Source organism: Plantibacter sp. MMLR14_011, assembly GCF_001865025.1.
GTDB classification, from domain to species: Bacteria; Actinomycetota; Actinomycetes; order Actinomycetales; family Microbacteriaceae; genus Plantibacter; species Plantibacter flavus_A.
The window spans coordinates 18243-35492 of record NZ_MJGW01000083.1 but is presented as its reverse complement, the minus strand read 5'-3'; the positions used below and the strand labels follow the sequence as shown (position 1 = coordinate 35492).

Here is a 17250-nt window from a genome sequence, read left to right as displayed (position 1 = left end):
CGTTCGGCGGGATTCCGCGTGCTGCCGGGAGCGAACCGGGGTGGTGCATCACCGCCTCGTGCGCTGTGATGGAGGCATGAGCACGAAACGGCTGTTGGTCCTGGGCGGGACGGAGTTCGTCGGGCGAGCGGTCGTCGACGAGGCCGTCGCCGCCGGCTGGGAGGTCACCGTCTTCCATCGCGGCACGAACCGGTCCTCCCCGTCGGACTTCGTCAGCGTGCTGCACGGCGACCGGACGCTGCCCGGCGGACTCGACGCGCTCCGGGTCGGGTCGTGGGACCTCGCCGTCGACACCTGGTCATGGGCTCCGGTCGCCGTCCGCGACGCGGCCGCGCTGCTGGCCGACCGGGTCGGGAGCTACGTCTACGTCTCGAGCCGTTCCGTCTACGCCGACCCGCTTCCCGCCGGAGCTTCGGAGGACGCGCCGGTCGTCGACGGATCGGCGCACGACGAGGGCTTCGCGGACTACGCCCGTGCCAAGCGCGGCGGTGAGCTGGCCGCCGTGCAGGCGTTCGGTGACCGAGCGGTTTTGGTGCGAGCGGGCCTCATCCTCGGCCCGCACGAGAACATCGGGCGGCTTCCCTGGTGGCTGGCGCGGATCGCCGAGGGCGGTGCGGTGCTCGCCCCCGGCGCCGCCTCCGACCCCATCCAGTACATCGATGCGCGGGATCTCGCGGCCTTCCTCCTCACGGCCGGTTCGACGGGCGCGAGTGGTGCGTTCAACGTCGTGAGCGAGCCGCGGGCGGCCACGCTGGGCGATCTGCTCGACGCCTGTATCGCCGCGACCGGGTCAGGCGCGACCCTCCGCTGGGTGGATCAGGAGCGGGTGCTCGCGGCCGGGATCCAACCCTGGACCCAGCTCCCCGTCTGGCTTCCGACCGGACCCCACGCGGACGCGATGCATCACGGAGCGGTCTCGCGTGCGCTCGCGGCGGGTCTCCGTCGGCGTCCGCTCGCCGAGACCGTCGCCGACACCTGGGGTTGGCTGCAGGCCCTCGGCGGTGTGGCGCCGCAGCGTCCGGACCGCCCCGTCGTCGGACTGGACCGTGCCCTCGAGCGGGCCGTGCTCGCCGGGAGCTGAGCGCCTGTCAGCGGACCTCGCGGAGGAGGGCGAGCCGACTGCGCGTCCTGACCGCGTCGCGGGCGAAGCCGCCCGGCCCGAGGGCGGGGTCGGTCACGAAGGTCTCCCGGTCGGTGGCGGCCACGACGTGGAGTTCGACGCCGAGATCGCACAGGGCGTCGATGAGCAGGACGAACCGGGCGCGCGCCTCCCTGGTGAGGGCATGGGATTCGGGCAGGGCGTCGAGCACCCACCGGTCGTAGTCCGCCGCCCAGGCGAGGTAGTCGCCCACGGAGGTCGGACGTTCGATGAGTTCGGCGCTGGCGAACCACACCCTGCCGTCGCGCGCGGCGGCCGCGTGGAACGTGTGGCCACTGATCGTCAACGTCGTCGCCTCGCCCGGCCCCGGTCGATGGAGGCCGAGGGTCGCGAGGCGGGCGTCCGCGGCCTCGCCGGCGATGGACCAGCTGCCACGGGCGAAGCCGCCGCGGTGACTGACCGGCGAACTGCGACGGTGGTCGGTCGAGCCGGCGAGTTCGAGCACCTGCATGTTCGCCTCGATCAGGGCGATGCCGGGCTCGAAGACGTGATGGTACGCCGGGTCCGGCAGGAGGTCCTGCGGCCGGAAGTTCGAGCTCGTCAACAGGGTCACCCGTCGGGCGAAGAGGGCGTCGAGCAGTCGGATCATGAGGGTGCCGTCGCCGGGATCGTGCACGTGGAACTCGTCGAAGAGCACGACGTCCACGTCGGCGAGCAGCTCGTTGACGGCTTGCTCGACCGCGTTCGTCACCGCTCCCGCCGCCGCCCGGGACGCGGCGCCCGGCTCGCCCGTCGCGCGGGCCGCGTCGGCGGCCTCCGCGCGGACCCGGTGGATCGCGGCGTGCAGCCCGCGGAAGAAGGAGTGGAAGTGGACGCGACGCCTCCGCTGCGTCGGGAGCGCTGCGAAGAACGCGTCGAGGAGCCAGGTCTTGCCCCGCCCGGCCGCACCCCACAGGTACAGGTGTGCGGGTCGATCGTCGGCGATCCGGAGCGATGCCAGGCGCCTCGCCACCTCCAGCTGCTCCGGCTCGAGCGTGAACCCGGCGTCGGCGGCGGCGGACTCGACCGCCGAGAGCAGGGCGTCGCCGGGAGGGATCGGAGCGGGATCGGTCGTCTCGGTCCCCGTCGTGTCCACCGCTCGATCGTACCCGTCTGCTCGTCGACCGCGGCCGTTCACCATCGGTTCACGATGCCCAGGATCGTGGGGGAGAATGGAGGCATGACAGACGCCACCGGGCAGCCAGCACCGGAAGCTCAGCACCCATCCGAACCGACCGGTCCGACGCCCTCGACCGAGCCCGACACCGAGGTCGCGACCGTGTACTCCTCCGGTTCGGTCTCGGTGCGCCGGTCACCCCGCTACTGGCGGTTCCTCGTCATCGGTGCCTTCGTCGGTGTCATCGCCGCACTCATCCTCACCTTCGCATTCCCGGGGAGCGCCGACTACTCGCTCACCCAGGTGTTCGGCTTCCTCCTGCTCGTGTGCGTCGTGGTCTTCGGCGCGATCGCCCTCGTCGTCGGTCTCCTCATCGACCGCTCCATGGCGCGACGGACGCGGATCGTCGCAGCGGATAGAGTTGACGTGCATCCAGCCGGGACCCCCGCGGCCGACGCGGAACCGACCGGTTCCGTCAGTGCCGAGCCAGGTGAGTCCGGCCCCCCGAATCCACCCATCGCAGAAGGTTCAGGACGGTCATGACCTCATCCACCAGCTACCGGGAGGCCGGTGTCGACACGGCGGCCGGTGACCGCGCCGTCGAGCTCATGAAGGCCGCCGTCGCGAAGACGCACGGCCCGGAGGTCTTCGGCGGCTTCGGCGGGTTCGCCGGCCTGTTCGACGCCTCGGCCCTCACGGCCTTCCGTCGGCCCCTGCTCGCGACGTCGACCGACGGCGTCGGCACGAAGGTCGCCATCGCCCAGGCCATCGACAAGCACGACACCATCGGCCAGGACCTCGTCGGCATGGTCGTCGACGACATCGTCGTGGTCGGTGCGAAGCCGCTCTTCATGACCGACTACATCGCCTGCGGCAAGGTCCACCCGGAGCGCATCGCCTCCATCGTCGCGGGCATCGCCCGGGCCTGCTCCGACACCGGGACGGCGCTCATCGGCGGCGAGACCGCGGAGCACCCCGGACTCCTCGGGGTCGACGACTACGACGTCGCCGGCGCCTGCACCGGTGCGGTCGAGGCCGACGCCATCCTCGGTGAGCACCGCGTCGAGGACGGCGACGTCGTCCTGGCGCTCGCCTCCTCGGGCCTGCACTCGAACGGCTTCTCCCTCGTGCGGCACATCCTCGCCCAGGCGGGCGTCGGGTACGCCGACCACAGCGACGAGCTCGGCACGACGTTCGGCGAGGCCCTCCTCGAGCCGACGCGGCTCTACACCCTGCCCCTCCTGCGGCTGCTCGACTCCCCGGCCTTCGCGGGTGGCGTCCACTCGCTCAGCCACGTCACCGGCGGCGGGATCGCCGCCAACCTCGCGCGCGTCCTGCCCAAGGGGTCCTGGGCCGAGGTCGACCGCTCCACCTGGAGCCCGTCACCGGTGTTCCGCACCCTGAGCGAGCTGGCCGGATCCTCGCTCGAGTCGAGCGAGGGCACCTGGAACCTGGGCGTCGGGTTCTTCGCCGTCGTCTCGCCGGCGGTCGCCGACGGCGTCACGGCCGCCCTCGAGGCCGACGGGATCGCGACCTGGCAGGTCGGCACCGTGCACCTCGGCGACGACGCCGCAGACCTCAGCGCGTTCGAACAGGGTGCCAAGGGGGTCGACGGCGGCGCCGTCCGCCTCGTCGGCGCCTACCGCGACTAGTCCCACCGCTCTCCGGCCCACCTTCCTCCGTTCCGCCACTCGCCCAGCACGAACCCCAAGGAGTCCCCACGCATGTGCGGCATCGTCGGCATCGTCTCAACCGAGCCTGCCAACCAGCAGGTCTACGACAGCCTCCTGCTCCTCCAGCACCGCGGTCAGGACTCCACCGGCATCGCGACCGCCGACGGCAACACCTTCCACATGGTCAAGGCCAAGGGCCAGGTGCGTGAAGCCTTCCGCACCCGCGACATGCGCTCGCTCCTCGGCAACATGGGCCTCGGCCACGTGCGCTACGCGACGAAGGGCGACGCCGCCAACGAGAGCGAGGCGCAGCCGTTCTACGTGAACGCGCCCTACGGCATCACGCTCATCCACAACGGCAACCTCACGAACACGCGCGAGCTCAGCAAGGACCTGTTCCACGTCGACCGTCGTCACGTGAACTCCACGAGCGACACCGAGCTGCTGCTCAACGTCCTCGCGACGGAGCTGCAGGGTCAGATCAGCGGCCTCGACCTCGATCCCGACCAGGTGTTCAACGCCGTCGAGAACGTGCACGAGCGGGTCGAGGGCTCCTACGCGACGATCGCCCTCATCGCCGGTCACGGCCTGCTCGCCTTCCGCGACCCGTTCGGTATCCGCCCGCTCATCCTCGGCAAGCGCCAGACGGGCATGGTCGGCAACGACTGGGTGGTCGCCTCGGAGTCGCTCGTCCTCGAAGCCGGCGGCTACGAGATCGTCCGTGAGATCGCCCCGGGAGAGGCCGTCTTCATCACCGCGTCGGGTGAGCTGTACTCGCGGCAGTGCGCGAAGAACCCGCGGCTCGTGCCGTGCTCCTTCGAGTACGTCTACCTCGCGCGCCCCGACTCCGTCATGAACGGCATCTCGGTCTACGAGGCCCGGCTGCGTCTCGGCAACCGGCTCGCCGACACCATCGCCGAGTACACGCCGATGGGCGACATCGACGTCGTCATGCCGATTCCGGACTCCTCCCGTCCAGCGGCCATGCAGGTCGCGCAGAAGCTCGGCATCGAATACCGCGAGGGCTTCTACAAGAACCGGTACGTGGGGCGCACCTTCATCATGCCGGGCCAGGCGCAGCGCAAGAAGAGCGTCCGTCAGAAGCTCAACGCGATGGGCTCCGAGTTCAAGGGCAAAAACATCCTCATCGTCGACGACTCGATCGTCCGCGGGACGACGTCGAAGGAGATCGTCGACATGGCGCGTCTCGCCGGTGCCAACAAGGTGACCTTCACCTCCGCCGCACCGCCGGTCCGCTACCCCCACGTGTACGGCATCAACATGCCGTCCCGCCAGGAGCTCGTCGCACACGGTAAGAAGATCCCCGACATCGCGCGTGAGTTGGGCGCTGACAACCTCATCTACCAGGAGGTCGCCGACATGAAGGCCGCCATCCTCGAGGGCTCCGGCATCAGCGACCTCGAGATGAGCTGCTTCACCGGCGAGTACGTCACCGGTACGGTCTCCGAGGAGTATCTCGAGTGGGTGGAGCGCTCGCAGCTCTCCTGAGCCCTGCCTGAATGACGAAGCGCGCGAGCCCCGAGGGGATCGCGCGCTTCGTCGTTCAGGAACCGACTGCTACTCCGGCGCACCGGGCTGCTCGAGCGGCGCCGGCGTGGCTGCGGGGGCCGCCTTCGGCTTCGTCGTGCGCGGCTTCGCCGGTGCCTTCGCGGTGGCCGTCTTCGCTGCGGCGCCCGTCGTCTTCGTCGTCGGTGCCTTCGCGGCTGCGGTCTTCGGCGTCGTGGTCTTGGCCGCTGCCGCCTTGGGCGTCGTCGAACCGGTGGTGGCGCGCGTCGAACTCGTCTTGCGGACGGTGCTCCCCGCGGCCGTCGCCGTGGTCGTCTTCGCGGCGGGCTTCCGAGCCGTCGTCGAACGCGTCGTCGTCGACCGGCTGGTCGAGGTGCGTGGCGCGCTCACGGCCGCGGCCGGTGCGGTGGCCGACACGGTCTCGTCGCGTCCGGTCGTGTCTGCGGCTCCGGTCTCGTCGCTCGCGAGGCGCGCCTCGGTCTCGTCGGCGGCGGCTGCGACGGTCTCCGCGTCGCCGGTGGACGTCGACTCCAGGACGATCGACTCGGCCGGTTCGGCGGAGGTGTTCGCTGCGGCGGCGGCCTCGGGCGCGCGGTCGGTGCCGGAGAAGACCGCGGCGAACTGCTCGGTCGGGGTGGGCTCGGCGGCGCGCACCCAGTCCGAGGTGGGCTCCGCGGCCGGAGCCTCAGCGGTCGGAGCCTCGGTCGACGGTGCCTGGTGGGCGCCGTACTGCTGCGTCGCCTGGGAGCCCTGCTGGGTCTGCGTCGTGCCGTATCCGCCCGTCTGGCCACCGGCATACTGCGAGGTGTCGTAAGCGGTGGTCTGTCCGTACTGTGCGGGGTCGTACACCGGCGCCTGGCCGGTCTGGCCCGCCTGGTAGGGGTGCTGCTCGTAACCGCTCTGACCGGCGTACGGTGCCTGCGTGGGGTTCGGCTGCGAGGCGGCCTCGCGAGCGGCAGCGCGCTGCTGCTGCTGGTTCACGAGGCGCGCGACCTCGGCGTCGATGGCGTCCTCGGTGATGTGCTTGGACGGACCGTAGGCGTCGAGTCCGACGAAGACCAGGGCGATGCCCATCACGAAGATCGGCCAGATCGGCCAGAAGTACCCCCAGGCGCCGGTGAGGAGCCAGATGACGATCAGGAGGACGGAGACCGCACCCCAGACGGCGAGAAACTGCTTGAAATCGTGCTGCGCCTTCAGGCGCTTCTTGGCGGCAACGCGGAGTTCGTCGGTGTTCATCCGTCCAGGCTAGTCTCCGCCCAGTGAGAACTCCATTTGCCGACATTCGTCTGGGAGATCACCCGGCCGAGACGTGCCGGAGCGATGGCGAACCGCTGATGCAGACGCGCCGGAACGGTGGGAAGGACGCGCCTACGCGCCCTTCGCCTCACCGTCGGCGTACTTCTCGGCGTACTCAGCCCACTTGGCGATCTCGTCGTCGTAGCTCTCGTCGACGCCCGTGCCCGGGTGGTCGACGGAGTGCCCCGTGAGCTCGCGCTCGAGCGCGTTGTAGTTCACGTCCGGGCTGAACGACTTGAGCTCACGAGCGATCTTCGTGTGCTTTGCCTTTTGACGGCCACGACCCATGCGAGACCCCCTCATGATTTTCTGACCGGCCGCGCTTGCGGGGCGTCCGGGGCTTTCGCCTACCAGGGAACGATAAAGACTAGCGTTGAGCTTACCATGCCGCCCGTGGACGGGGCGCTCGTACGGGGACGGTCCGGCGCGCACCGGTGCCGACACCGCGACGGAACGGGGCTGGGCCAGCACGCCGAGTGGTGGGACGATGGACCCATGACCGGAACCCTGCACATCACCGGAGATGCGGACGCCGACCGCCTGTTGTCGACCGACCCGCTCGCCCTGCTCGTCGGCATGCTGCTCGATCAGCAGGTGCCGATGGAGACCGCGTTCGCCGGCCCGCTGAAGATCAGCGACCGCCTCGGTTCCTTCGACGCGGCCACCATCGCTCGGGAGGAACCCGAGGCGTTCGCCTCGCTCTTCAAGACGAGTCCCGCCGTGCACCGGTTCCCGGGTTCCATGGCAGGCCGGGTGCAGGGGCTCTGCGCCGCGATCGTCGACGACTGGGACGGCGACGCGGAGGCGATCTGGACGCGCGACGCGCCCGACGGCCCGGAGATCCTGAAGCGCCTGCTCGCCCTGCCGGGGTTCGGCGAGCAGAAGGCGAAGATCTTCCTCGCGCTGCTCGGCAAGCAGTACGGACTCGACGCGGCCGACTGGCGAAAGGCCTCGGCGCCCTACGGCGAGGACGGCAGTCTCCGGTCCGTCGCCGACATCGTCGACCCGGAGTCGCTCGCGCAGGTGCGGGCGGCGAAGCAGGCGGCCAAGGCCGCCGCGAAGCGCGCGAAGGGGGAGTGACGACATGAGCGAAGCGCAGCGGGGTACCGCGATCGTGGTCGGTGTCACGCCGGGGCAGCCCGACACCGTGCTCGTCGAGGCGGCGTCGTTCGCGCAGGCCTTCGCCTGCCGGCTCGTCCTCGCCCACGTCGACGCGAGTCGGTTCGTCGTGGTCGAGAACGTCGACGGCACCGTCACGTCGTTGCCGTTCGACGCCGATCTGCACGACTTCGACCCGGAGCCGGCCGATCCCGGCCTCGAGGCGACCGCGCATCGTCTCCTCGACGACACCGGTGTCGCGTGGGAACTGACCCAGCTCGCCGGCGACCCGGCTCGCGCCCTCGGTCGACTCGCCGATTCGGTGTCCGCGCGGGCGATCATCGTCGGGACCCGGGAGCGCGGCCTCCGCAAGGGGATCCTCGAGTTCTTCAACGGTTCCGTCGCCGCGACGCTGGCCCATCGGCAGGCGCGTCCGGTGGTCGTGGTCCCGCTCGCGCCGAGCGCCACCGACGAACCGCTGTGGGACGCCCCCGCCGGCGACCTGCGGTGACGGCCGCTCCGACGGGGACACGGGCTCCGCACCTCCGACCCGCCACGATCGCGATGGTCGCGCTCGGTGGCGCGATCGGGACGGGCGCCCGCGAGGCGATCTCCCTCGCGGTCCCGCCCATCGGCGGTGTCCCCGTGGCCATCCTCGGCATCAACGTCGTCGGCGCCTTCCTGCTCGGCCTCCTCCTCGAGTCGCTCCTCCGACGCGGACCCGACGACGGCCGTCGACGCGATCTCCGCCTCTTCCTCGGTACCGGCGTCCTCGGTGGTTTCACGACGTACAGCGCGCTCGCGGCCGACAGCAGCGTCCTCCTCATCGAGGGGAACGCTGTGGTGGGGGTGCTGTACGCGGTGGGGAGCGTCGTGCTGGGCGTCCTCGCGGGCTGGGGCGGCATCGTCCTCGCCCGACGGATCGGCGGTGGCCGCTCGTGACGCCCTGGCTCTTCCTCGCGATCGCGGCGGCCGGCGGTGTCGGCGCCGCTGCTCGCTTCGTCGTCGACGGCCTCATCCGCTCCCGCGTGGGCGGCGCGTACCCCTGGGGGACGACCGCCATCAACGTCAGCGGGTCGCTCCTGCTCGGCCTCGTCACGGCGCTGGCCCTCGGCGGGGTCGTCGACGAGGCGTGGCGGCTCGTCCTCGGAGGTGGGCTGCTCGGTGGGTACACGACGTTCAGCACCGCGAGCATCGAGACCGTCCGGCTGCTCCACGACGAACGTTCCCGGGCCGGACTGGTGAACGCGTTCGGCATGCTCGTCGCCTCGGTCATCGCGGCCCTGGCCGGCTACTGGCTGGGCTCGCTCGTCGCATGACCGCTCGTTCGCCCAGACCTGGGCGAACGAACACGGCGGCTACGCCTCGAAGCGGCGGTTGTGCCGGAGGTTCAGCACGATCGGGATCCCGAGGGCGACGATGAGCAGCAGGATGCTCCAGAAGCCGATCTCCGACCACAGCAGGAAGACCCCGAAGACGCCGAGTCCGCCCGACAGGCCGCGCAGGATGATGGTGAACTGCGGGAGTCGCTGCGGGCGGCCCTGCCACATCGGCAGCGGCGAGTCGGGGTTCGCGGCGATGAGGCGGACCATCGACAGCGTCCCGAAGACGGCCGCGAGGAACAGCAGCGAGAGACCCCAGGTGAACATGTCCCCAGTCTGTCAGTCCGCGGCCGACCCCTCACGCCGTCGCCGGAGCGCGTGGCCGATCAGGAGCGAGGCTGCCCCGTGTTGCGGTCGATGTGCGGCTTCCGCTCGATCGGCTTCTTGACGCGGACGATCTCGCCCCGTCGCTCCTGGCCGGGCAGCGGCCGTGACCGACGCCCGTAGATGAGCTCCGAGGAGTCGAGCAGCCACGGCACGAGGGCGACGGTCACGCCGTGGACGAGCATGATCTGGTTGCGGATCCGCGACGCCCGCCGGTTGTGGAGGAGGCTCTCCCACCAGTGCCCGACGATGTACTGCGGCATGTAGACGGTCACGACCTCGGCGCCGTGCTCAGCACGGTGCGCCTTGATGTACTTCGCGAGCGGCATCGCGAACTCGCGATACGGCGACTCCAGGATGACGAGCGGCACGTGGATGTTCTGTTCGATCCACTGCTGCTCAAGCAGCTTCGTGGCCTCCGGATCGATCGACATGTGGACCGCTTCGAGGCTGTCGTGCTTGGCGGCGATCGCGTAGTCCAGCGCCTTGAGGATCGGCTTCTGCATCTTGCCGACGAGGACGATCGCGTGGTCGCCGGTCGCGCCGAAGGTCGTGGTCGGGTCGACCTCGACCTCCTTCTCCACGTCGCGGTAGTAGCGGTTCACGCCGAGCATGAGGACGAAGAGGATCGGCATGAGCACGAAGACGAGCCAGGCGCCGTGGGTGAACTTCGTGATCGTGACGACGATGAGGACGCTCGCGGTGAGCAGGGCGCCGAACGCGTTGATCGCGAGTCCGCGGTAGACGGAGCCGCGGTTGTCGCAGCCCTCCCGGAGCATCCGCAGCCAGTGCTTCACCATGCCCGTCTGGCCGAGCGTGAACGACACGAACACCCCGATGATGTACAGCTGGATGAGCTGGGTGAGGTTCGCCTGGTAGACCACGAGGATCGCGCATGCAGCGAGACCCAGGATGATCATGCCGTTCGAGAACACGAGGCGGTCGCCGCGGGTGTTGAGCGACTTGGGGGCGTAGGAGTCGCGCGCGAGGACGGCACCGAGCAGCGGGAAGCCGTTGAAGGCCGTGTTGGCTGCGAGGAGCAGGACGCACGCGGTCGCCGCCTGGATGAGGAAGAACGGGATGCTGTTCGCGCCGAAGACCGCGGTCGCGACCTGTGCCATGAGGCTCGGCTGCGGCGTCGTCGCGCAGTCCGCGAACCCCTCGAGGTGACAGGCGTTCTCGGCGTAGTGCACGCGGGAGATGAGGGCGAGTGCGGTGAGGCCGACGAACAGCACGATCGCGGTGCCGCCCATGAGGACCAGCGTCTTCTGGGCGTTCTTGATCTGCGGGCGGCGGAACGCGGGCACACCGTTCGAGACCGCTTCGACACCGGTGAGTGCCGAGCAACCGGAGGAGAAGGCGCGCAGGAGGAGCAGGATGAACGCCGCCTGGGTGAGGCTCTCACCCTGCACGGTGAACTCGGCGCTCGAAGCGACCGGGGCGTCGCCCATGAAGGTGCGGGCGAGTCCTGCGACGATCATGACGAGCACGCTCGCGATGAAGAAGTAGGTGGGGATCGCGAAGGCCTTGCTCGACTCCCGGACACCGCGCAGGTTGACGGCCATGAGGACGAGGACGAATCCGACGGCCAGCTCGACGCGCCACGGGTTGAGCCCGGGGATCGCGGAGATGATGTTGTCGACGCCCGAGGCCACCGAGACGGCGACCGTGAGGACGTAGTCGACGAGGAGGGCGGAGGCGACCACGAGGCCGGCCTTCTCGCCGAGGTTCCGGTGGGCGACCTCGTAGTCGCCACCGCCCGACGGGTACGCCTTGATGAGCTGCCGGTAGCTCGCGACGACCACGACGAGGAGGATCACGACGCACGCGGCGACCCACGGCGCGAAGCTCAGGAAGGCGAGCCCGCCGAGCGTCAGGATCATGAGGAGTTCCTGCGGTGCGTACGCCACACTCGACAGCGCGTCGCTCGCGAAGATCGGCAGTGCGAGCCGTTTGGGGAGGAGCTGGCCCTCCAGGTTCTCGGTCGGCAGCGGGTCCCCGATCAACCAGCGTTTTGCCGATCGTGGTTCTGTCCCGGGCTCTCGACCCTCAGTTGTCACGAGCGGCGATATTACTCCTTCGGGAACCGGAGTCAAGCGGGGATGAGCTGGATGGACAGGCATCGTCACCCGACCGTGACGCAGTGTTCATCGACCGGGGGAGTGGCGGACCGGAATGGTCGACCAATATCCTGATCGACGGCTGTTGCCTGGCTGTGAGCCCGGACAGTCGCTCGTGATCGACCACCCACCTCAAGGACCCTCATCGTGACCGCTCGCCGTCGTCTCCTCCCGCTCGCCCTCGCCGCCCTCGCCGCGACCCTGACGCTCTCCGGGTGCAGTGTCGTGGAGGGCATCCTCCCGAAACCCGCCGAGACCCGGGACGCGCAGTCCGGCGAGATCGTCGGTGGAGGTACGACGGACGTCTTCACCCTGTCGGTCGGCGACTGCCTGAACGACGAGTCGTCGTCCGACGAGGTCACGGAGGTGCCGACCGTGCCCTGTTCCGAGCCCCACCAGTACGAGGTGTACGGCGAGGTCACGCTGGTCGGCGACGAGTGGCCCGGCGAGGAGGCCGTCACGCAGCAGGCCGACGACGGTTGTTACGCGCAGTTCCAGGCGTTCGTCGGGATCGTCTACGAGGACTCCAACCTCGAGTTCAACTACTACACGCCGACCGAGGCCAGCTGGAACGGGGTGGACGACCGGCTCGTCACCTGCGTGATCTACGACTCCGAGGCGACCACGGGCTCGCTGGCCGGGGCCGCACGGTAGCTCGACCGCGCGCGCTGCGCCGACGGAACCGCCCGACTCCAGCAAGGGGTCGGGCGGTTCCGTGTCTCGGCTCGCGTGGCGGGGCGATCAGCCCTGCAAGCGCTCCCGCAGGCGGTCGCGGACGGCGACGAGGTCGGCACGCAGGGCTGACACGGTGTCATCGTCCAGCGCGCCCCCACGGGCGACGTGCTCGCGGAGTTCGGCTCGGACCGCCTGTCGGAACTCGTTGATCGACACGTCGGTCTCGTGGAGCGCCAAGCGACCCTGCACCTTCTGATCGGCGCTCTCCTCGGCGGTCGACGTCCAGCTCGGACCGGGCTTCGCGGACTGCTTCGCCTCGCGCGCGGCGGAGGCGAGATCGGCCCGGAGGCTCTTCATGGCCGCCGTGACCCCGCTGCGGACCTCGTCGGCGATACGGCGGACGGAATCGGTGAGCTGGTCCTCGATGCCGTCGAGCTCACCCGCCCGTGCCGCGAGCTCGGCCCGGCCCGCCTCGGTGATCTCGTAGACGGTCTTCCGGCCGTCACTCGTCTTCGTGACGAGTCCCTCCTCCTCGAGCTTCGCGAGGCGCGGGTAGATGGTGCCGGCGCTCGGGCTGTAGGTGCCACCGCTCCGGTCGGTGAGCGCCTGGATGAGTTCGTAGCCGTGCTTCGGCGACTCGTCGAGCAGGCTCAGGAGGTACAGCCGCAGGCTGCCGTGGGCGAAGACGGGGCTCATGCGCCTGCCTCGCTCCCTGCGGTGGTGGCCGCGCCCGCCGGCTCGGCAGCCGAGCGGCGGAGGACGGTCACCGCGCCGCCGACGGTGTTCATGCGCACCTCGGCGAACTGTCCGGAGAGGGCGCCCGTGTGCGAGTTGTACCCGCCACCGCGCAGTCCCTTGAGGACGACGCCGTCGATCGCCAGGCGGCCGCCGACCGAGTTCGCCGTGTAGCGTGCGGCGAGTTCCTCGTCGAGACGGACCGTGATCGCGCCGCTCACGGTGTTCAGGTCGAGCTGCTCGCACGCACCGTGGATGTCGAGGAGTAGGTCGGAGGAGACGCCGTCGATCGAGGCGCGCGTGATGTCGCCGGAGACGGTGACGTCGCCCGAGACCGTGTGCGCCTGGATGCGACCCGTGTGGTTCTGGACCGTGAGCTCGCCGCTCACGGAGTTGAGGTCGAGTCGTCCGGTCATCCGGTCGGCCACGAGGTCGCCGGACACCGTGTTGAGCTTGGCGTCCGCGGTGAGGCCTGCGACCAGTCCGCTGGCGCTCACGACGCCGAACGTCAGAGCGATGTCGCGGGGGACGAGGACACTCACCTGGGCCGTGGCGCGGTTGGCGCCGAAGTTCGAGAACACTTCGAGGAAGTTGTCCCACCGCAACTGCGGGTGGTCGATCTCGGCGACGTCGCCGTCGATGGTGATCTTGAGGTCCTTGCCGGTGACGGCCCCCACCTCGATGCGTGCGCCGGGCTCGTCGTGTCCGATGATGTCGACCTGGCCGCCGATGAGGCCGACCTTGAGCCGTCTCACGAGTTCGAGGTCGATGATGCGGCTCTCGCCGGGAGCGATGATCCACTTCTCCTGTGCCATGGTGCGCTTCCTTCCGAGTGATCGCGATATATCGCGTTGAACTGAAGTTCACGATATATCGCGTCTCGGCGCATGGCAACCCCCGGAACCTCCGGGATCACCCTGAGTCGACCCTGGGATCGGCGGCCGCTCGGTCGCGGCCCCACACGTCCGGCCGGACCGGCCGCCGCTCAGTACCAGGGAGCGATGGCCAGGTCGTCGGGGACGGACCCCTCGTCGACCGGCGGCCCACTGCCGTCGAGGCAACTCGATCCGGCGGGGACCTCCGAGTGCGCCGACCACGGGTCGTCGGCCTCGGCATGGAAGGGCACGTAGCCGACGAGCTTCGAGGACGGGGGCCTCACCACGGCCTCGAGCGCAGCGGTGAAGTCGCCGAACTCCTTCGTGGCGAACACCGTCGCTCCCTCCAAGCCCGACGACCGATCCAGCTCGCAGGAGACGGCGACCGGCCGCCAGCCGGCTTCGCGCAGCTGGACCAACATGGCGGTGGCGGCAGGCCAAGCGGGCCCGCTCGGTCCTGGTTCCGCGGTCACGTCCGACGGCCAGAGGCCATCGACCGTGATCGCCCCGCGTTGCACGCTGACATTGGCGGAGGTGTCCGGAACCTGCGGCCCGCTGACGCTGCCGTCCGTGAAGAGCGGATCATCGGCCAGCGCGGCGAGCCGGGCGTCGTCGGTCTCGTCCGCCACGACGGGTGTCGACGACAGGCCGCATCCCGTACAAGCGAGCGCGGCGACGAGGATCGTCAGCGACACGGTCGCAAGGCGACGATGGATCTGCTGCATGACGGTTCCCTCCGCGGCGCCCGAGCGGACGCGTCACCCTCACCGTAACTGACACCCCGGCGTGCGCCACGTCCGACGCCCGACGGGTGATGGGGAGTGCTGCCCATCGTCTTCCGGAGCCGGCGGGGACAGGGTGGAACCATCGGATCAGGCGCCTCACCGGGATCGACCGGCAAGCGCGAACAGCACCGGAGAGCGGGGACCCATGAGTGGCACGATGCAGGTGGACGACGCGGGCCTGACGGCGGTCGTCCAGACGGTGGGTGGGGCGGCCACGAGCGCGACGGGGATGTTCTCCACGTGCCTCGACACGTCGTTCCTCGACGAGCAGGTGGCCGCGAACGCCGCCGCCTTCGAACTGACGTGGCGGACCGAGATGACGGAGGCGGGCAAGACGCTCGACGACTTCGCACGGTGGATGCAGCACGTCGCGGACACCATGGCCGGCACGGACGCGGCCCTCGCCGAGGACGCCTCATGACCGCGCCGACGCCGCAGGCTCCGCCACCCACGGTGGTCCCGTCCGATCGCCGTGACGCGTCCGAGCGGGCCGCGACCGGCGCACGGGTCGCGTCGCTCGCCGCGGAACTCCGCGGGGCCGGTGTCCCCGCCGGCGTCACCGAACAGGTCGCGAGCGTGGTCCGCACGGCCGGTCTCGACGCCGTGATCGACCTCGGTGCCGGCATGCTGACGGACGAGCAGGCGGGGGTCGTCCTGCTCGACGCCCTCCTCGACGCGCGTCGTCGAGGTGCCGGCAGCGCTGAGACCGCCGCCGAACTGCGCGCGGTCGCCCGATTGCAGACCGTCGTCCGGCAGCTCCTCTCCGGACTCGCCACGACCACGCGTACCGCCGGGATCGGGGATCGATCGTGAACCTCTCCGACCTCCGCACCAAGAGCTCAGCCGAGATCGATGTGCTCGCCACCTTCATCGGCTCGCTGAGCGGCGACCCGATGAGCTTCATCACCTCGATCGGATCGTTCGTCGATCGCGCGGTCGGGCTCATCCCCAGATCCTCCACGTTCGCGGACACCCCACCGCCGGGTGATCCGGCCACCATCGACGGGCTCGCGGAGCAGTACGAGCACGCGGCGCTCGCCGCCGAGACCATCCAGACCACGCTCTCCACCGTCACGGCGTCGAGCCTGCCGGACGCCTTGGTCGGGGTGACCGGCGCGAGCGCGGCACACGTCCTGGCCTCCGTCGACACCCTCGTCGGCAGCGAGATCGAGGGGCTCCGGACCGGGGCCACCGGTCTGCGCGACTACGCGGACGCCATCACCGCGGCCCGCAGCGCTCACCATCCGGGAGCGGACACCATCCGCGACGGTCAGCGGACCATCGGGAACATCTCCGTGAACCCATGGGCGATGACCAACCCGATCACCGGAGCCGGAGAGGTCGCCGGTGTGCTCTCGGACCTCATCCGCGGGGCCGGCCAGATCCTCGACGGCGTGTCCGTCTGCCACGACGCCTACGACGACGCATGGGCGGCCGGTGAGGCGCTGCAGCGGGCACTGTCGGACTCCGAGGGCCACGCCGTGCTCGCGGGCGTCGAGGTGCCCGTGGGTCAGACACGGCTGGACGTCCTCGTCTCGCGGACGCAGTTCCCGAACGGCGACCCGGACGGTTCGGTCCTCTCCGAGACGGAATGGGCGAACTACGTCCAGAACTGGAACGCGATGAGCGACGACGAACGCGAACGCATCCTCGCGGCGATGGAGGAGTCCGGCGATCCCGCCGTCAGCGCCCTCCTCATGAGCGCGATCGCCACCGGCGCCGGCAGTTCCTCCGTGCTCGCCCTCGCCGACGCGATCAAGAACGCTCCGGCCGGCGAACGTCAGCGCATGATCGACGAACTCACGAACCTCGGCGTCGGCGACAACGGGGACGCCACGGTGAACGGCGAGACCTTCGACCAGTACAACAACAAGACCTGCGGATCGACGACGCTCATCACCCTGGCCGCCCAGTCCGATCCGTTCCTCGCGTACTGGCTGCGGACCGGCGAGCTCCTCGACGGACATGTGCCCGACTACCTCCGGGGACTCGACCTGGCCGACGCGGCCGGTCTGGACACCGAGGATCGGATGACGTTCCTGCAGCAGGCCGTCCAGGACCGCGCGAACGACCTGTTCCCCGGCCCGGTCGATTACCCGAACGTCGCGGGTACGGCACCCGGCGGCGCGGTCGACGAAGCCGACCGCACCGGCACCGACTACCACATCGACTGGACCAACCTCCTGGGTGGCGACTCCGGCAGAGGGGCGGCGCTCACCGAGGCGGCGGTCGCCGCGAACGACGGGACCCCCGTCCCGCTGCTCGTCGGCCCCGGTGACAACACCATCCCGCAGCACTATGTGCTCATCATCGGCTTCCACGACGGCGACTACGAGATCTACGACCCGTCGACCGGCGAGACGAACTCGGTGGACGAGGACATCATGCTGAACGGCTCGGATGAGCCGGTCACGGGCTTCGCGAACTGGAACCAGATCTACGCCGTCGTGAACCCGAGCTGACCCTTCGACAAGCTCAGGGACCGGGTTGGGTGGCTCGGGG

20 protein-coding genes are annotated in these 17250 nt (G+C 70.1%); 12 read left to right on the top strand and 8 right to left on the bottom strand.

The window, feature by feature from the left end:
- The first annotated feature begins 76 nt into the window (after positions 1-76).
- Positions 77-1081 carry an NAD-dependent epimerase/dehydratase family protein gene (locus tag BIU99_RS17810; protein ID WP_071262416.1) on the top strand — a complete coding sequence of 335 codons (1005 nt, stop codon included), beginning with the start codon at positions 77-79 and terminating at the stop codon, positions 1079-1081.
- A gap of 7 nt (positions 1082-1088) precedes the next feature.
- Here the strand turns inward: BIU99_RS17810 and zapE are convergent, their stop codons facing one another.
- Positions 1089-2234, bottom strand: coding sequence for an AFG1/ZapE family ATPase (zapE, locus tag BIU99_RS17805; RefSeq protein WP_175484433.1), 1146 nt, complete (start codon positions 2232-2234; stop codon positions 1089-1091).
- An 84-nt stretch (positions 2235-2318) separates the two neighbouring features.
- Here zapE and BIU99_RS20080 point away from each other — a divergent pair, with 84 nt between their 5' ends.
- From BIU99_RS20080 to purF, 3 genes are all read left to right on the top strand, one after another.
- The gene (locus BIU99_RS20080; RefSeq protein ID WP_071262414.1) at positions 2319-2798 is read left to right on the top strand and encodes a DUF2273 domain-containing protein; all 480 of its coding nucleotides are present in this window, start codon (positions 2319-2321) and stop codon (positions 2796-2798) included.
- Positions 2795-3907 (top strand): phosphoribosylformylglycinamidine cyclo-ligase, encoded by a 1113-nt coding sequence (gene purM, locus BIU99_RS17795; RefSeq protein ID WP_071262413.1) that lies wholly within the window; start codon positions 2795-2797, stop codon positions 3905-3907. The genes BIU99_RS20080 and purM overlap by 4 nt, the downstream gene beginning before the upstream one ends.
- Positions 3908-3979: 72 nt before the next feature.
- Complete coding sequence (gene purF, locus BIU99_RS17790; protein WP_071262412.1) at positions 3980-5437, top strand: amidophosphoribosyltransferase; 1458 nt, start codon at positions 3980-3982, stop codon at positions 5435-5437.
- Positions 5438-5506: 69 nt separating this feature from the next.
- Here purF and BIU99_RS17785 read toward each other — a convergent pair whose 3' ends face one another.
- Both BIU99_RS17785 and BIU99_RS17780 read right to left on the bottom strand, forming a co-directional pair.
- The gene (locus tag BIU99_RS17785; RefSeq protein ID WP_071262411.1) at positions 5507-6694 is read right to left on the bottom strand and encodes a 2TM domain-containing protein; all 1188 of its coding nucleotides are present in this window, start codon (positions 6692-6694) and stop codon (positions 5507-5509) included.
- Positions 6695-6826: 132 nt separating this feature from the next.
- A complete protein-coding gene (locus tag BIU99_RS17780) occupies positions 6827-7042 on the bottom strand; it encodes a DUF3073 domain-containing protein (protein ID WP_064294210.1) in 216 nt (71 codons plus the stop codon).
- A 207-nt stretch (positions 7043-7249) separates the two neighbouring features.
- Between BIU99_RS17780 and BIU99_RS17775 the strand changes: the two genes are divergently transcribed.
- From BIU99_RS17775 to crcB, 4 genes are read left to right on the top strand one after another with little or no spacing between them, the layout of a single operon-like run.
- The gene (locus BIU99_RS17775) at positions 7250-7834 is read left to right on the top strand and encodes an HhH-GPD-type base excision DNA repair protein (protein ID WP_071262410.1); all 585 of its coding nucleotides are present in this window, start codon (positions 7250-7252) and stop codon (positions 7832-7834) included.
- Positions 7835-7838: 4 nt separating this feature from the next.
- Entirely contained in the window at positions 7839-8363 is a 525-nt protein-coding gene (locus tag BIU99_RS17770; RefSeq protein ID WP_071262409.1) for a universal stress protein, read from the top strand.
- Complete coding sequence (locus tag BIU99_RS17765; protein ID WP_369808442.1) at positions 8360-8794, top strand: CrcB family protein; 435 nt, start codon at positions 8360-8362, stop codon at positions 8792-8794. Before BIU99_RS17770 ends, BIU99_RS17765 begins: the two co-directional genes overlap by 4 nt.
- Positions 8791-9171, top strand: coding sequence for a fluoride efflux transporter CrcB (gene crcB / locus BIU99_RS17760; protein WP_071262408.1), 381 nt, complete (start codon positions 8791-8793; stop codon positions 9169-9171). The genes BIU99_RS17765 and crcB overlap by 4 nt, the downstream gene beginning before the upstream one ends.
- Positions 9172-9210: 39 nt before the next feature.
- Here crcB and BIU99_RS17755 read toward each other — a convergent pair whose 3' ends face one another.
- Both BIU99_RS17755 and BIU99_RS17750 read right to left on the bottom strand, forming a co-directional pair.
- Positions 9211-9501, bottom strand: a complete 291-nt coding sequence (locus BIU99_RS17755; RefSeq protein ID WP_064294214.1) for a hypothetical protein — start codon at positions 9499-9501, stop codon at positions 9211-9213.
- A 59-nt stretch (positions 9502-9560) separates the two neighbouring features.
- Positions 9561-11564: an APC family permease gene (locus BIU99_RS17750; protein WP_085511822.1), complete on the bottom strand. Its 2004-nt coding sequence runs from the start codon at positions 11562-11564 to the stop codon at positions 9561-9563.
- 261 nt (positions 11565-11825) lie between these two features.
- Here BIU99_RS17750 and BIU99_RS17745 point away from each other — a divergent pair, with 261 nt between their 5' ends.
- Positions 11826-12332, top strand: coding sequence for a septum formation family protein (locus tag BIU99_RS17745; protein WP_231884279.1), 507 nt, complete (start codon positions 11826-11828; stop codon positions 12330-12332).
- Between the two features lie 87 nt (positions 12333-12419).
- Here BIU99_RS17745 and BIU99_RS17740 read toward each other — a convergent pair whose 3' ends face one another.
- The 3 genes from BIU99_RS17740 to BIU99_RS17730 form a co-directional block, all read right to left on the bottom strand.
- Positions 12420-13049, bottom strand: coding sequence for a PadR family transcriptional regulator (locus BIU99_RS17740; protein ID WP_064294217.1), 630 nt, complete (start codon positions 13047-13049; stop codon positions 12420-12422).
- A complete protein-coding gene (locus tag BIU99_RS17735; protein ID WP_071262407.1) occupies positions 13046-13903 on the bottom strand; it encodes a DUF4097 family beta strand repeat-containing protein in 858 nt (285 codons plus the stop codon). Before BIU99_RS17735 ends, BIU99_RS17740 begins: the two co-directional genes overlap by 4 nt.
- Positions 13904-14073: 170 nt before the next feature.
- Positions 14074-14688, bottom strand: coding sequence for a hypothetical protein (locus tag BIU99_RS17730; protein WP_064294219.1), 615 nt, complete (start codon positions 14686-14688; stop codon positions 14074-14076).
- A 205-nt stretch (positions 14689-14893) separates the two neighbouring features.
- On the opposite strand from BIU99_RS17730, the gene BIU99_RS17725 reads away from it, so the two are divergent.
- From BIU99_RS17725 to BIU99_RS17715, 3 genes are read left to right on the top strand one after another with little or no spacing between them, the layout of a single operon-like run.
- Positions 14894-15169: a hypothetical protein gene (locus BIU99_RS17725; protein ID WP_064294220.1), complete on the top strand. Its 276-nt coding sequence runs from the start codon at positions 14894-14896 to the stop codon at positions 15167-15169.
- Entirely contained in the window at positions 15166-15561 is a 396-nt protein-coding gene (locus BIU99_RS17720) for a hypothetical protein (protein ID WP_071262406.1), read from the top strand. Before BIU99_RS17725 ends, BIU99_RS17720 begins: the two co-directional genes overlap by 4 nt.
- On the top strand, positions 15558-17210 hold the full coding sequence (locus BIU99_RS17715; RefSeq protein ID WP_071262405.1) for a hypothetical protein: 1653 nt from the start codon (positions 15558-15560) through the stop codon (positions 17208-17210). Before BIU99_RS17720 ends, BIU99_RS17715 begins: the two co-directional genes overlap by 4 nt.
- The last annotated feature ends 40 nt before the right edge of the window (positions 17211-17250 follow it).